The 15,118-nt window shown below is 41.1% G+C and carries 13 protein-coding genes and 1 rRNA gene (1 of these 14 only partly in view); 3 read left to right on the top strand and 11 right to left on the bottom strand.

The window, feature by feature from the left end:
- Positions 1–39 precede the first annotated feature (39 nt).
- The 4 genes from LK416_03645 to LK416_03630 all read right to left on the bottom strand — a co-directional run bounded on the left by LK416_03645 (position 40) and on the right by LK416_03630 (position 2,991).
- Entirely contained in the window at positions 40–207 is a 168-nt protein-coding gene (locus LK416_03645) for a hypothetical protein (protein ID UEA75285.1), read from the bottom strand.
- A gap of 406 nt (positions 208–613) precedes the next feature.
- Complete coding sequence (locus tag LK416_03640) at positions 614–874, bottom strand: hypothetical protein (protein ID UEA75284.1); 261 nt, start codon at positions 872–874, stop codon at positions 614–616.
- A 378-nt stretch (positions 875–1,252) separates the two neighbouring features.
- Positions 1,253–2,263 carry a GGGtGRT protein gene (locus tag LK416_03635; GenBank protein ID UEA75283.1) on the bottom strand — a complete coding sequence of 337 codons (1,011 nt, stop codon included), beginning with the start codon at positions 2,261–2,263 and terminating at the stop codon, positions 1,253–1,255.
- Positions 2,264–2,283: 20 nt separating this feature from the next.
- On the bottom strand, positions 2,284–2,991 hold the full coding sequence (locus LK416_03630; protein UEA75282.1) for a hypothetical protein: 708 nt from the start codon (positions 2,989–2,991) through the stop codon (positions 2,284–2,286).
- A gap of 251 nt (positions 2,992–3,242) precedes the next feature.
- Between LK416_03630 and LK416_03625 the strand changes: the two genes are divergently transcribed.
- Entirely contained in the window at positions 3,243–4,115 is an 873-nt protein-coding gene (locus tag LK416_03625) for a PHP domain-containing protein (GenBank protein UEA75281.1), read from the top strand.
- A gap of 88 nt (positions 4,116–4,203) precedes the next feature.
- On the opposite strand, the gene yajC is transcribed toward LK416_03625, so the two are convergent.
- On the bottom strand, positions 4,204–4,560 hold the full coding sequence (gene yajC / locus LK416_03620) for a preprotein translocase subunit YajC (GenBank protein UEA75280.1): 357 nt from the start codon (positions 4,558–4,560) through the stop codon (positions 4,204–4,206).
- A 12-nt stretch (positions 4,561–4,572) separates the two neighbouring features.
- The gene (gene tgt, locus LK416_03615) at positions 4,573–5,706 is read right to left on the bottom strand and encodes a tRNA guanosine(34) transglycosylase Tgt (GenBank protein UEA75279.1); all 1,134 of its coding nucleotides are present in this window, start codon (positions 5,704–5,706) and stop codon (positions 4,573–4,575) included.
- Between the two features lie 334 nt (positions 5,707–6,040).
- Between tgt and LK416_03610 the strand changes: the two genes are divergently transcribed.
- Both LK416_03610 and LK416_03605 read left to right on the top strand, forming a co-directional pair.
- The gene (locus LK416_03610) at positions 6,041–7,402 is read left to right on the top strand and encodes an anion permease (GenBank protein UEA75278.1); all 1,362 of its coding nucleotides are present in this window, start codon (positions 6,041–6,043) and stop codon (positions 7,400–7,402) included.
- Between the two features lie 33 nt (positions 7,403–7,435).
- Positions 7,436–8,032, top strand: a complete 597-nt coding sequence (locus LK416_03605; GenBank protein ID UEA75277.1) for a cytidylate kinase-like family protein — start codon at positions 7,436–7,438, stop codon at positions 8,030–8,032.
- Positions 8,033–8,091: 59 nt separating this feature from the next.
- Here LK416_03605 and LK416_03600 read toward each other — a convergent pair whose 3' ends face one another.
- From LK416_03600 to LK416_03580, 5 genes are all read right to left on the bottom strand, one after another.
- Entirely contained in the window at positions 8,092–9,327 is a 1,236-nt protein-coding gene (locus tag LK416_03600) for a phenylacetate--CoA ligase (protein UEA75276.1), read from the bottom strand.
- Positions 9,328–9,364: 37 nt separating this feature from the next.
- A complete protein-coding gene (locus tag LK416_03595) occupies positions 9,365–9,937 on the bottom strand; it encodes an indolepyruvate oxidoreductase subunit beta (protein ID UEA75275.1) in 573 nt (190 codons plus the stop codon).
- Positions 9,937–11,805 carry an indolepyruvate ferredoxin oxidoreductase subunit alpha gene (gene iorA / locus LK416_03590; protein UEA75274.1) on the bottom strand — a complete coding sequence of 623 codons (1,869 nt, stop codon included), beginning with the start codon at positions 11,803–11,805 and terminating at the stop codon, positions 9,937–9,939. The genes LK416_03595 and iorA overlap by 1 nt, the downstream gene beginning before the upstream one ends.
- Before the next feature lie 38 nt (positions 11,806–11,843).
- The gene (locus tag LK416_03585) at positions 11,844–13,118 is read right to left on the bottom strand and encodes a glutamate-5-semialdehyde dehydrogenase (protein UEA75273.1); all 1,275 of its coding nucleotides are present in this window, start codon (positions 13,116–13,118) and stop codon (positions 11,844–11,846) included.
- A gap of 456 nt (positions 13,119–13,574) precedes the next feature.
- A 23S ribosomal RNA gene (locus tag LK416_03580) occupies positions 13,575–15,118 on the bottom strand; it runs 1,344 nt beyond the window's last position.

Genomic DNA, 15,118 nt, shown 5'->3' with positions numbered 1-15,118 from the left:
GAGAATGGTTTTTTCGCGAACCATTTCCCATGCTACAAATTATTCGGTTATATCCCTCTTTGTATCTTCAATTAATTCATTCAGTTTTTTCATAGCTCTCTCAGATTTATTTCTAACCAAAAGATTTCTCAGTTCTTCTAAATCTCTTAACAATTTTCTGTTAAATGCTGTAAATATAATTGTATTATCTTCCACTTCTCTATGCATATCATTTGTCTCCTATTCAAATTATAATTTTACTTTTCCGTTTGTTGCGATCTTTCTGATGCTATTTCCAGATTAAATCTGCACGTTACGTACTGTCAAAAATTTTTTCTTATAAAAAAATTTGTATTTTTCGCGAATATAATAAGCTCTGAAAGATATTCATGGATTTAATGGATCTATCTCTCTTGCCAGAGTTATTTCATCGTCACAGTTTTACTGTTTTAAGCCGATTTTGGGACATAAAAAATACTATGCTAATACGGAGTGCTTTTAATACCACATATATTCTAGTGTTTCAGGATAATTATCATTCTCAATACATTTTTCAACAGCTTTTATAGCTTTATTAAAATATGTCTTCAAGTTAGCTTTGCTATCTCTTTGACAATATTTATGCTCAATAACTTCATGTTTTTTCTATATCATAAATAAATGTTCCAATATCCTGCCTACTATCTTCTGGAAAATACTCCGCTGATATTATATTATTGTCTTTTTTATTTTTCCCAAGGTTACCATAATATTCATTAACTCCCTTTTGATAACCGTATTTTCTGGTAGCAATAGAATGCGCCTCAATATGAATCATATTGTTATTCAACTTCATCTCATACAATTCATGCTCAATCAATACTCTGTCATGTTCTTTTATATCTTTTCTACTCATACGGCTTTGGTATTCCTGCAATCCAAATCCAATATTCTTGCGCTTATTATCAAGTTTAGCACTTGAATCCGCGTTTGTAACAGATTTTTATCTGCGTAAATGTTTCAACAAAAATTTGTGTTTCTCTATCACTACTATATCCATATGAACTGGTCTGATATTTTATCATGATCTCTATGAGATCCCCAATGTAACAAAAAAAGTTTATACCCACAGAACTTTAGATCAACTAATAGAAGAAATAGAACTGGTACAATAGTAGCAAAATCCCCGGAAGAAAAATTCCGGGGATAGTTATTCTTTATTTAGCTTTCAGACATCCACTCAACTAAACTCAATCTTCGGCATACACCTCGATTTCATTAAGTTGCTTTCGGTCTAGAACTTACCAGCCTTTGCAGCTTCCTCTACAGAAACAGCTACAGCAACTGTCATACCAACCATAGGGTTGTTACCAGCACCGATCAGACCCATCATTTCTACATGAGCAGGTACGGATGATGAACCAGCGAACTGAGCGTCACTGTGCATACGTCCAAGTGTATCTGTCATACCGTAGGAAGCAGGACCTGCTGCCATGTTATCTGGGTGAAGTGTACGACCTGTACCACCACCTGAAGCAACTGAGAAGTACTTCTTTCCTAACTCGTTACATTCCTTCTTGTAAGTACCAGCTACCGGATGCTGGAAACGAGTTGGGTTTGTTGAGTTACCGGTGATAGATACATCAACACCCTCTTTGTGCATGATAGCAACACCTTCTGGTACAGAGTTCGCACCATAGCAGTTAACCTTTGCACGAAGTCCTTCTGAGTAAGACTTTCTGAATACTTCTTTAACTGTGTTTGTATATGGATCATACTCAGTCTCAACAAATGTGAAACCGTTAATTCTTGAAATAATCTGAGCAGCATCCTTACCAAGACCGTTTAAGATAACACGAAGTGGCTCTTTACGAACTTTGTTAGCTTTCTCTGCGATACCGATCGCACCTTCTGCTGCTGCGAATGACTCATGTCCTGCTAAGAAACAGAAGCACTTTGTCTCTTCTTCCAGTAACATCTTACCAAGGTTACCATGTCCAAGACCAACCTTACGTGTATCAGCAACTGAACCTGGAATACAGAATGACTGAAGTCCTTCACCGATTGCTGCTGCAGCTTCTGAAGCCTTTCTGCAGTTCTTCTTGATTGCGATTGCTGCACCTACTGTGTATGCCCAGCATGCATTCTCAAAACAAATAGGCTGAATGCTCTTTACCTGATTGTATACGTCTAAACCAGCATCCTTTGTGATCTTCTCTGCCTCTTCGATTGAGGAGATACCGTAGCTGTTTAATACTTCATTGATCTGTTTGATTCTTCTTTCATATGATTCAAATAATGCCATTATATCGTTACCTCCTTCTATTATTTCTCAATCTCTTTGTCTGTACGTGGGTCGATGAGTTTAACTGCATCTGCAACACGTCCATACTGTCCACATGACTTCTCATAAGCTGTGTTAGGGTCATCACCCTTCTTAATGAAATCAGTCATCTTACCAAGGTTAACGAATTTATATCCAATGATCATACCCTCTTCATCAAGAGCGATAGCATTTACATATCCTTCAGCCATCTCAAGATATCTAGGACCCTTCTTTAATGTACCGTACATAGTACCAACCTGTGAACGAAGTCCCTTACCAAGATCTTCAAGTCCGGCACCAATAGCAAGTCCGTCCTCTGAAAATGCGCTCTGTGAACGACCATATACGATCTGTAAGAATAACTCTCTCATAGCTGTGTTGATAGCATCACAAACAAGGTCTGTGTTAAGAGCTTCCATAACTGTAAGTCCCGGAAGGATCTCTGCTGCCATAGCTGCTGAATGAGTCATACCTGAACATCCAACTGTCTCAACTAATGCTTCCTGAATAATTCCTTCCTTAACATTTAATGTCAGCTTGCAGGCACCCTGCTGTGGTGCACACCAGCCAATACCATGTGTAAAGCCTGAAATATCCTTTACTTCTTTTGCCTGTACCCATTTTGCTTCTTCTGGAATTGGAGCACATCCATGATGTACGCCCTGTCCAACTGGGCACATGTTTTCAACTTCCTGTGAATAAATCATTGTGAATCTCCTTTCGAAATATGAAAATCTGCTTAAAGCGGTTATGAATATCTATTCTTTTTTCGTAACCATCAGACATATTTTCTCATAAACCGTCAATTAAGTCTATACCAATTAATAAAAAATATCAATAAGTTTGTCTAAAAATTTGCCATGTTTTTAGATTCATATTATAATTATTTTGGTTTGCTTTTATCTTTTTAGATTTCGGTAAACCAATCCTACATTGTATAAAGAAAAGAGGAATACATATGCGTTTTATAGATCTACATGTCCATACAACTGCTTCGGATGGTTCTTTTACTCCATCTGAAGTATGCCAGATGGCTCTTGATAAGGGACTTGCCGCTCTGGCGATCACCGACCACGATACGGTTGATGGAGTCCCGGAAGCAATCCGGTTCATGGAAAATCATCAGCCGGCCCCGGATACACAGGATTCTCTCCCTATGGAATTGATTCCCGGTATCGAACTTTCGTGCAACTATGGTTCACGCGAGATCCATATTCTGGGCTTCTATATGGACTATACCAATCCCGGACTTCTTGCTGAATTGAACGCTTTAAAAGATGCACGTTTTAATCGAAATGTGGAAATGTGCAAGCTGTTTCAGCGTGACGGCATCGATATGACCATTGAAAAACTTCAAGAGGGAAATCCGGATACAGTTATTACCCGTGCGCATTTTGCAAGAGTTCTGATTGAGGACGGCATTGTCAAGAACAAGGATCAGGCATTTAAAAAATACCTTGGCGAAAAATGCAGATACTATCTTCCGAAACCGGAGGTCACATGTGAACGTGCTCTCTCGATCATCAACCAATATGGCAAATGTGCAGTTCTCGCACATCCATTACTCTATAAGCTTGGTTATAACCAGATTGAGGAATTACTGGACTATCTGAAACCACTTGGGTTAAAGGGCTTAGAAGCTTATCATTCTTCTAATAATTCCTATGAGAGCGGAAAGCTCCGGGCGATTGCAGACAGACATGACTTGTTTGTCTCCGGCGGTACGGATTTCCACGGTGTGATCAAACCGGACATCTCTCTCGGAACCGGTCGCGGCGGTATGCGGATCACCACCGGAATTCTGGACAATATAAAAGCGCATCTTTTTTGAAGAACAGAAAAAAATCTCCATATTCAGATTTTCTACTGAACATGGAGATTTTTCTGTTCTGACATCTTCTTATCTAAAAAGATATTCTTTATTTCTTTTCCTTATCTTCTTCCACTACTGCTGCATTCTTCTTTTCAAGCTCAGCAACTGCATTCTTATGCATTGGAATACGACAGTTCTTGTTATTACCAAACTCAACAATGATAGTTGTGTCATCTACAATATCAAGGATTGTGCCATAGAAACCACTGGTTGTCATAATATTGTCACCCGGTTCCATCTGGTTATGCATTTCCTCTGTCTTAGCCTTCTGCTTCTTCTGTGGACGGATCATCATGAAGTAGATAATTGCAGCAAAGATCAGGATATATACAACGATAAACATTGTGCTGCTACCTGTATTTGCTGGTGTACTACCGCTTAAAACCATTCCTAATGTGTTCATAATATTCTCCTTCTAAACTTCATTTGATGTTAAACTCTCTATCATAGACTTTTTATACGATGCATATGAGCCTTCTTCGATAGCCTGTCTAATCTCTTTCATCATATTATTATAAAAATACAAATTATGCAAGACGCAAAATCTCATACCAAGCATTTCATTTGCCTTTAACAGATGTCTGATATAACCTCTGCTGTAATGCTGACATGCCGGACATCCGCAGCCTTCTTCAATCGGTCTGTCATCTGTCTCATATTTTGCATTCTTCAGATTCAGTTTTCCATGTTTTGTGTATACATGTGCGTGTCGTCCGTTTCTGGATGGATATACACAGTCAAAGAAATCCACACCACGGTCAACTGCTTCGAGTATATTGATCGGCGTTCCGACACCCATCAGATAAACCGGCTTATTCTCAGGAAGATATGGCACGGTTACATCCAGAATATGATACATTTCCTCCGCTGTCTCTCCAACAGCCAATCCACCAATAGCATACCCCGGCAGATCCAGCTCCGCAATTCTTTTTGCATGGTCAATACGAATATCCTCATATACTGCGCCCTGATTGATTCCGAATAGCATCTGTTCCTTATTGATCGTATCCGGCAGGCTGTTTAAACGTGTCATCTCTGCCTTACAGCGCTCCAGCCAACGATAGGTTCTGGCAACCGAATTCTCCACATAAGAACGTTCCGCCTTTGCAGGTGCACACTCGTCAAACGCCATTGCGATCGTAGATGCAAGATTAGACTGGATCTGCATACTTTCCTCCGGTCCCATGAATATCTTGCGTCCATCTACATGCGAGTTAAATGTAACGCCTTCTTCTTTAATCTTTCGAAGTCCTGCAAGCGAGAACACCTGAAATCCGCCGGAATCCGTAAGAATCGGACGATCCCAATACATAAACTTATGTAAACCGCCCATTTTCTTCACAACCTCATCACCCGGTCTTACATGTAAATGATAGGTGTTTGATAATTCAATCTGACAGCCGATTTCTTTCAGATCTGTCGTAGCAACTGCGCCTTTGATCGCAGCAGCAGTTCCCACATTCATGAATACAGGAGTTTCCACTGTACCATGAACAGTCGTAAAGGTAGCTCTTTTTGCTCTGCCATCTTTACAAATAATTTTATACATAATTACTCATTCTCCTTTAATATTCTTTCTCTATAATGCTCCAGTCTGAACGGAAATGCAACAGTTTCTTCTTATTAATTTTATTCCTATCCACAATACGGTTGAAAATTGTAATATTTGTACCAAATATAATGACTATTTTTTATTTACTCACTCTATTTTTAGTCATATTTACTTGTTTTTTATCAATTTTCATCGTCCTTTACCGAACCTTTACCGAAAAATATTGACTTTTTGTGCAATCTTCCTATAATGATAAACGGAAAAAAAATATTATAAATAAGAAGAGATACTACCATTATGATTTTCAGGTATCTCTCAAGAAGGAGGAAACATGTTAGCATCCATCTTAGCAGTAACCATCTTCCTGGCTATGTTTGTGCTGATCGTTCTTGATAAGATCGAACATTATCTTATAACGCTGGGCTGTGGATTACTCACCATCATCTTTGTCCTTGGTATCTGTCTGCACAGTGGACAGGCTATCATGGAAGTGTTAAACGTTAAAAGCATTTTTACAACCAGCTTCTGGCATACAGTTGGACAAGCATCTGAAGATTCCAACGGTATCAGCTGGGCGACCATTATTTTTATCGCCGGTATGATGGTCATGGTTGAAGGTATGAAACGTGCAGGTTTCTTTACATGGCTCTGCATGCTGATTGCAAAGCTTGTACGATACAGAATTGTTCCGATTCTGATCACCTTTATGATCCTGTCAGCATTTCTTTCTATGTTCATTGCAAGTATCACAGTTATTCTGTTCCTTGCAGCTGTAACAGTAGAACTCTCACAATTATTAAAATTCAATCCGGTTCCAATGATCTTGGCAGAAGTCTTCTGCTCCAACCTCGGTGGAACTGCTACCGTCTGTGGTGATCCACCAAACATTATCATCGGTACCTCACTTGGATTTTCATTCTTTGATTTCCTGACAAATACAGGTGTATTTGTTCTTATTTCACTGGTAATTATGATTGTCTATTTTTATCTTGCTTTTCATAAGGAATTAAAGCAAAATGAAGGTGGGGTTGATACCTCAACAATACCAAGTCCTTCAGAAGCAATTACAGACAAATCCGGATTTATCTTCAGCTGTGTTATTTTCCTGCTTTCTGTTGTTCTGCTTCTTACACAGACACAGACAGGGCTGACAGTTGCTGCGATTGGTGTTATAATAGCTATAATCACACTGATCTGTTCCGGCAGACATGGACTGGAACTTTTAAAGAAGATTGATTACAAGACACTCTTATTCTTTATTGGTTTATTTGTTGTCGTTGGTGGTTTGGAGCAGACCGGTATTCTGGAAGTCATTGCAAAATTCATCAAAAACGTCAGCGGTGGAAATATGTATATCATGGTTGCTATTATCATCTGGCTCTCAGCTATCTGCAGTGCCTTTATCGATAATGTTCCATTTGCTGCTACTATGGTTCCTGTTATCAAAGAACTTGCAGCAGGTAATGGTGGGGTTCTTGCCGTCCTTGCCTATTCATTAGCCATTGGTACAGATATTGGTGGAAATGCAACGCCTATCGGTGCTTCCGCAAATGTTGTTGGTACTTCAGTAGCTGCTAAAGCAGGTCATCCGGTCGGATGGGGCGAATATTGTAAGAAGATGGCTCCTGCTACTATTCTTGTTATGATCATTTGTACACTCGGTGTATTTATTCGATATAACAGCGTCTTCTAAGAAACTTACATATTTTTAGGGAGGTTATAAAATATGGACAAACAGGTTATTATCACAATCGGTCGTGAATATGGAAGTGGCGGACATGTAATTGCTCAGGACATTGCAAAACGTTTTAATGTCCCATATTACAATCGTAATCTAATTGAAGAAGTTGCAAAACAGAATAATTTTGATACAGATAATATTAAAGACTATGATGAGTCACCTAGAAAATATCTGTTCTCTCGTACCGTTCAGGGATACAGCAATTCTCCGGAAGAGATTCTTGCCGGTCTTCAGTTCGATTTTATAAAAGAAAAGGCAGCATCCGGAGAATCCTTTGTAATTGTTGGCAGATGTGCCGACTATGTATTAAAGGATATGGATTGTGTAGCTTCATTCTTTATTGTTGCTGATAACGAAGCAAAGTTACAGCGTACTATGGAAACCAAGCAGTTATCCCAACGTGATGCTGAAGCTACGATCAAACGTCATGACCGTAACAGAAAAACATATTACAAGGATCACACTGATATGGAATGGGGCAACAGTAAGAACTATGATATGACGATCAATTCAACCGTCCTGGGCTTCAAAAAGACCGCTGATATCATTGAAGATTTTGTAAAAACAAAATTTGATCTGTAATTCATAATTTACTGACAAAAACAAAGCCGGGTATGAAATATCATATCCGGCTTTCTGCTTTATTCATATCTCTCGTCAATTACACGTTTTGTCTTCTTCTCACTTCTTGGAAGCACCCCAATCTCTACAACCTTAACAAGTGGGGTAAATCCAATCCGACTCTTTACTCTCTCTGCAATACGCTTAGATAACTCTACGAAATCTACGCTTCCATCCGTCTCTACATAGATTCTCATTGTATCTTTTCCATCCAGATGGGAGATGCGAATCTGATATTCACTTGATAATTCAGGGAATTCCTTCAATACTTCTTCAATCTGGCTTGGGAATACATTTACACCCTTGATTTTCATCATATCATCCGTTCTTCCCATAATCACACCTAACCTTGGATGCTTGCATCCACATGGGCAATCTCCCGGAATAATTCTTGAAAGATCATGTGTACGATAACGAATCAGAGGTGCACCCTCTTTTACAAGCGTTGTTATAACAATCTCACCCATTTCGCCATCCGGAACCGGCTCTAAGGTTACAGGATCAAGAATCTCGATATAGATATAATCATCCCAGTAATGCATACCGTTGTCATATTTACAGCTGATTCCGATACCCGGTCCATAGATCTCTGTCAAACCATAGATGTCATATAATTCAATTCCCAGTTCCTCTGAGATACGTTTTCTCATCTTTTCGCCCCAGCGTTCAGAACCGATCACACCCTTCTTCAGGCAAATCTTATCTTTGATACCACGTTTCTCGATCTCCTCTGCAAGAAGAAGTGCATAGGAAGATGTCGAACAAAGGACAGTAGATTTCATGTCCTGCATCATCTGAAGCTGTTTATCCGTATTTCCCGGTCCCATAGGTATGACCATAGCACCCAACTTCTCTGCTCCGTTCTGGAAGCCGATTCCTGCCGTCCAGAGTCCATATCCCGGTGTGATCTGAATACGATCCATATTCGTGATACCTGCAAGCTCATAACAACGCTTGAACATGATTGCCCAGTCATCTACATCCTTTGCTGTGTATGGAATAATAACCGGAAGTCCTGTTGTTCCTGATGATGAATGGATACGAACGATCTCACTTTCCGGTGCTGTCATTAAACCAAGTGGATATGCATCTCTCAGGTCTTTTTTTTCTGAAAATGGAAGCTTCTTAAAATCCTCCGGTGTCGAAATTCTTGTAATTCCTGCTTCCTCCAGCTTCTTTCCATAAAAACTTTCAGCCTTAATCAATGCTTCGATCTGTTTATTGACCTGACTGATCTGTAACTCTGAAATCTCCATTATTTATCCTCCAAACTTTCTATTTTATAAAATATTTTTATTGTATATAATCAAGTGCTCTGAAATTCAGCTCATGTAATTTTTCCGGCAATCTTTTTATCAAAGCCTGTTTGATATCTTCTTTTTCAAGTCCAAGCATACCGGTCGAAATTGCGGCTCCCAGCATCAAGACATTTAACACCTTTGCAGACCCAAGAGTTTCACATGCCTGATCTGTATCGATCACCAAAACCTGATCTACCTGTGTCTTCAGATATTCGATCATAGATGCTCCGTTATAACCGGTCTTCGCCAGCGATGCTGTAACCGGCATAACCGCACGATTGCTGACGACTACTGCTCCGTTTTTTTTCAGATAAGGAAGCATCCGCACCGTTTCTCCCGGTTCAAATCCCAGGATCATATCTGCTGTTCCTTTTGCTATCATTGGTGAATACAGATTTTCACCCATTCTTACGTGGCTGAATACGCTTCCTCCGCGCTGTGCCATACCGATCGTTTCCGCACTCATAACCGGGATTCCTTTCTCCATAGCTGCGGCTGCGATCAGCTTGGATGCAAGCACTGTTCCCTGTCCACCGACACCACACAGAATAATATTCTTATTCATTATGCCTGCCCCCTTTCTTCTTGTCCGTCCCCGATTGCATGTACCGGGCAGAGTTGGCTGCACAAAGTACATCCTGTACAGAGACTTTCATCGATACAAACCTTGCCTTCAAATGTGTAAAGTGCTGGACAACCGATCTCTCTGATACATTTCTGGCAACCTATACATGCATCTGTATCTATATGCATACATCTGGACGACTTCGTAATGGCTATACATGGAGATTTGAAAATAATTGCCTTCACACCCGGTTCTGCTGCAACACGCGCAACTGTCTGTACCGCTGCTTCATGCTCAAATGGATTGATCGTCTCTACTGTCTTAAGACCAATTCCCTTTAAGATACCAACAATATCAATCTTATTTACAATATCTCCCATCATCGTATGTCCGGTTCCAGGATGTGGCTGGTGTCCTGTCATAGCCGTCGTGGAATTATCAAGAACGATCAATGTCATATCTGCCTGATTATAAACCGCATTTACGACGCCGGGAATTGCTGACGCGAAGAATGTAGAATCTCCAACAAATGCAAAACATGTCGTATCCGGTTCTGTATGATAAACCCCCTGCGCAATTCCAAGCCCTGCGCCCATACACAGACAAGTGTCAACCATATCAAGCGGCATGGCATTTCCAAGTGTATAACATCCGATATCTCCACAAAAGATTGTCTTCTTTCCCTTCATAGCGCATTTTACATCATAAAAGGAAGCACGATGAGGACAACCTGCACATAATACAGGTGGACGTACCGGAAGCTCCGGCATCTCTGCCAACTCTTCCGACTGATTGTTCTTTTCACCTGCGGTAAGTGCCTTGTACCGGTCTGCTGCAATACCCTGATCCAATAAGAACTGTGTGATACTGTCCTTTACACTGTCAATCGTGTTCTCACCTGAGGCTGCTACATGACCGGTCAGCTTACCATAGATCTTTACCGGGAGATGATATTTGCCCGCTATATAGGTAAGCGCACGTTCGATCACCGGATCTAATTCTTCCACACATAAAACCGCATCTAACTGTTCCAGATATTCAACTGCTTTTCGTTCCGGGAACGGAAATGGGGTCGCTACTTTAAATATCGCTATTTTTTCTGCATCGTCTCCCAGGGCTTCCATTGTATATGTATAATTGATTCCACCGGTTGCAATACCAAATCTTGTCTCTATCTTTCTACTCACAACATTTCTGTCATATTCAGAAAAGGCATCCCCCAGCTCGACATTTCGCTTTTCAATATTACGATGTGCCTGAAAGGACAGCTTCGGGAAAATAACCCACCGTTTGGAATCTTTCACAAATCCTTCCGATTCATTCTTTTTGTATTCTGCCGCATCCTTTACTTCAATCGTTGCATATCCATGACACACTCTTGTTGTCGGTCTTAAGAATACAGGTGTTTTATATTTTTCCGAGTACTCAAAGGCCTCCTGTACCATTTCATAAGCTTCCTGTGCCGATGTAGGATCAAAGCATGGAACCTTTGAAAATGCTGCAAATGTCCGCGTATCCTGTTCTGTCTGTGATGAGATCGGCCCCGGATCGTCGGCAACCAGAATCACCATACCGCCTTTTACTCCCACATACTCCAGACTCATCAACGGATCAGATGCCACATTTAATCCGACCTGCTTCATTGTTACCATAACTCTCGCTCCTGAATAAGCAGCACCGGCTGCTACCTCCATGGCAACCTTCTCGTTAACCGACCATTCTACATAACAGTCATTTGTTCTGTTCTTTGCAACCGTCTCAAGTACCTCTGTCGATGGCGTTCCCGGATATCCGGAAATCAAATTTACCCCGGCAGCAATTGCCCCAAGCGCAATTGCTTCATTTCCCATTCGAAATTCCTTATGCATCTTTCTAACTCCTGTAATAATCTTGTGAATAATTTTTATTATAAATCTTTAAAATGAAATTCTTTCTTTCCTGTTGCATAATCATCTACAATCTGTCCACATCCAAACAGCTTGTATTTATAAGTAACAAGCCCTTCCAGACCAACCGGACCTCTTGCGTGGATCTTTCCTGTACTGATTCCAACCTCTGCACCAAAACCATAACGGAAACCATCCGCAAACCTAGTTGAACAATTCTGATAAACTCCGGCAGAATCTACCATCTGCATAAATAATTCTGCAGTTTCCGCATTTTCGGTAATGATACTGTCTGTATGATGGGAACCGTATTTATTGATATGTGCGATCGCATCATTTACCGTATCTACAATCTTAACAGAAACAATCAGATCCAGATATTCTTTGAACTCCTGTTCACCGATTGTCTCTCCGCCAATCAGATCTGTTACTTCCTTTGTTCCACGAAGCGTAATTCCATTTTCCTTTAATGCTTTTGCAAGAACCGGAAGAAATTTTCCTGCTATATCTCTATGGATTAACAAAGTTTCCACTGCATTACATGCTGCTGTATACTGGGTCTTTGCATCGATAATAATCGGAATCGCTTTATTTGGATCATAATCTCTATCTACATAAATATGACAGATTCCATCTGCATGTCCCATAACAGGAATCTTTGTATGATTCATAATATACTGAACGAAACTGTTCGATCCTCTCGGTATCAGAAGGTCAACCGTCTCATGACACGACAGAAGTTCATCAATCTCACTGTGCTGCTCTGCCTGAAGCATACAATCTGCCGGCAACCCTGCATCTATTATACTATCATGTATAATCTGAAACAGGATACGATTGGTATATGTTGTCTCCCTACCACCCTTTAGTATCGCACAATTTCCACTCTTAATACAAAGAGATGATATCTGAACAAGTGCATCCGGTCTTGCTTCAAAAATAACTCCGATAACACCAATCGGACAGCTGACACGATTCAGAACTAATCCCTCATCCAACTGGCGTTTTAATGTCACCTTCCCTAATGGGTCAGGCAGAGCAACTAACTGCTCAATTCCTTTTATAACATCTCTTAGTTTTCCCTCATCAAACTTCAAGCGTTTCTTCACTGCCTGTGCAATATGATCTTCTTCTGCCGCTGCCAGATCTCGTTTATTCTCTTCAAAAATCTTTGCCGCATTTGCCCTTAAATTCTCTGCAACCATTAGAAGTGCTTTATTTCTCTGTTCTACAGAGGAAGCTGCCAGATAAGGTGCTGCCGCTTTCATTTTTATTGTTTCTTCTTTTATTCCCATACCTTTTTCAATAGCTGCCTGCTATTATCGTTCCTTCCTATTACAATACATCTGTAATTATTGTTCTTATTTATCTGATATAATATATCAGAATAATACCCTTTTTCACACAGTTTATGTATGATTCACCATATCTATTTTATAGATTTATGTATATAATTGCAATAAAAATACATAATCTTTTACCATTATATCAGTTTTTATATACCATAACAGCCTTCAATATCCGGCTATCTAAGAATAACATGCCGTTGCTTTTTAATTTTTATATTTTACAATCTTTTATGAGGTACAGAATGATTATTTCATATTTCAAATTAATATTTATAAACAAAAAAAGAAAGCGTTTTAACGCTTTCTTTTTTTAAACTATTTCATGTACCTTCAGAATTTCATACAGAAAGTCTCGCGACTTCATCTTCTCCAATCTCTTTCTCGCTTATCTTTCGAACCTCTCAGGATAAGTCTTCGACCTATTAGTATCTGTCAGCTGAATGCGTTACCGCACTTACACCTCAGACCTATCAACCTCGTAGTCTTCAAGGGGTCTTATTTCTTTAAAGAATGGGATATCTAATCTTGAGGGGGGCTTCACGCTTAGATGCCTTCAGCGTTTATCCCTGCCGGACTTGGCTACTCTGCCATGCTGTTGGTCAACAACAGATACACCAGCGGTCCGTCCATCCCGGTCCTCTCGTACTAAGGACAGCTCCTCTCAAATATCCTACGCCCACGCCGGATAGGGACCGAACTGTCTCACGACGTTCTGAACCCAGCTCGCGTACCGCTTTAATGGGCGAACAGCCCAACCCTTGGAACCTGCTACAGCTCCAGGATGCGATGAGCCGACATCGAGGTGCCAAACCACTCCGTCGATGTGAACTCTTGGGAGTGATAAGCCTGTTATCCCCAGGGTAGCTTTTATCCGTTGAGCGATGGCAATCCCACGTTATACCACCGGATCACTAAGTCCTACTTTCGTACCTGCTCCACCCGTCGGTGTCGCAGTCAAGCTCCCTTCTGCCTTTGCACTCTTCGAATGGTTTCCGACCATTCTGAGGGAACCTTTGAGCGCCTCCGATACCCTTTCGGAGGCGACCGCCCCAGTCAAACTCCCCGTCAGACATTGTCCCCCAGCCGGGTCACGGCTGCAGGTTAGAAACCCAGTACTGTAAGGGTGGTATCCCAAGGTCAGCTCCATGACAACTGGCGTCATCATTTCCTAGCTTCCCACCTATCCTGTACAGACAGTACCGAATCCCAGTATCAAACTGGAGTAAAGCTCCATGGGGTCTTTCCGTCCTGGCGCAGGTAACCAGCATCTTCACTGGTATTTCAATTTCACCGGGTGTGTTGTCGAGACAGTGCCCAAATCATTACGCCTTTCGTGCGGGTCGGAACTTACCCGACAAGGAATTTCGCTACCTTAGGACCGTTATAGTTACGGCCGCCGTTTACTGGGGCTTAAATTCAAACCTTCGCTTGCGCTAAGCTCTCCTCTTAACCTTCCAGCACCGGGCAGGCGTCAGCCCATATACCTCACCTTTCGGTTTTGCATAGACCTGTGTTTTTGCTAAACAGTTGCTTGGGCCATTTCTCTGCGGCCACATCTCTGTGGCACTCCTTCTCCCGAAGTTACGGAGTCATTTTGCCGAGTTCCTTAACAACACTTCTCCCGCCGGCCTTAGGATTCTCTCCTCATCCACCTGTGTCGGTTTACGGTACGGGCACATACAAAACAATAGCGGCTTTTCTTGGCAGCTAGCTCACCAGCTTCGTTACTTATAGTTCACTCCGCATTACGTCTTCTCCTTGCAAGGGGGTTTTGCCTCCCTTACGGATACCTCGCTTGCACCGGCTTTTCCATTTCCGGCTCTGGCTTTCTCTCTGCGTCCCCACAGTTCTGTTTGTATGTGGTACAGGAATTTCTACCTGTTATCCATCGACTACGACTTTCGTCCTCGCCTTAGGCCCCGACTTACCCAGGGAAGATCAGCTTT

The sequence above is a fragment of the Lachnospiraceae bacterium GAM79 genome (assembly GCA_020735665.1).
Lineage (GTDB): Bacteria > Bacillota > Clostridia > Lachnospirales > Lachnospiraceae > Coprococcus.
Note: the sequence above shows the minus strand (reverse complement) of the source record. Positions and strands in the feature narration are given on the sequence as shown.

What these genes read in the sequence shown, in the direction of transcription:
- iorA (UEA75274.1), bottom strand. Translation starts at nt 11,805, where the DNA reads ATGCATAAGGAATTTCGAATGGGAAATGAAGCAATTGCGCTTGGGGCA.
- LK416_03625 (UEA75281.1), top strand. Translation starts at nt 3,243, where the DNA reads ATGCGTTTTATAGATCTACATGTCCATACAACTGCTTCGGATGGTTCT.
- LK416_03595 (UEA75275.1), bottom strand. Translation starts at nt 9,937, where the DNA reads ATGAATAAGAATATTATTCTGTGTGGTGTCGGTGGACAGGGAACAGTG.
- LK416_03630 (UEA75282.1), bottom strand. Translation starts at nt 2,991, where the DNA reads ATGATTTATTCACAGGAAGTTGAAAACATGTGCCCAGTTGGACAGGGC.
- LK416_03600 (UEA75276.1), bottom strand. Translation starts at nt 9,327, where the DNA reads ATGGAGATTTCAGAGTTACAGATCAGTCAGGTCAATAAACAGATCGAA.
- LK416_03640 (UEA75284.1), bottom strand. Translation starts at nt 874, where the DNA reads ATGAGTAGAAAAGATATAAAAGAACATGACAGAGTATTGATTGAGCAT.
- yajC (UEA75280.1), bottom strand. Translation starts at nt 4,560, where the DNA reads ATGAACACATTAGGAATGGTTTTAAGCGGTAGTACACCAGCAAATACA.
- LK416_03645 (UEA75285.1), bottom strand. Translation starts at nt 207, where the DNA reads ATGCATAGAGAAGTGGAAGATAATACAATTATATTTACAGCATTTAAC.
- LK416_03635 (UEA75283.1), bottom strand. Translation starts at nt 2,263, where the DNA reads ATGGCATTATTTGAATCATATGAAAGAAGAATCAAACAGATCAATGAA.
- LK416_03585 (UEA75273.1), bottom strand. Translation starts at nt 13,118, where the DNA reads ATGGGAATAAAAGAAGAAACAATAAAAATGAAAGCGGCAGCACCTTAT.
- LK416_03605 (UEA75277.1), top strand. Translation starts at nt 7,436, where the DNA reads ATGGACAAACAGGTTATTATCACAATCGGTCGTGAATATGGAAGTGGC.
- tgt (UEA75279.1), bottom strand. Translation starts at nt 5,706, where the DNA reads ATGTATAAAATTATTTGTAAAGATGGCAGAGCAAAAAGAGCTACCTTT.
- LK416_03610 (UEA75278.1), top strand. Translation starts at nt 6,041, where the DNA reads ATGTTAGCATCCATCTTAGCAGTAACCATCTTCCTGGCTATGTTTGTG.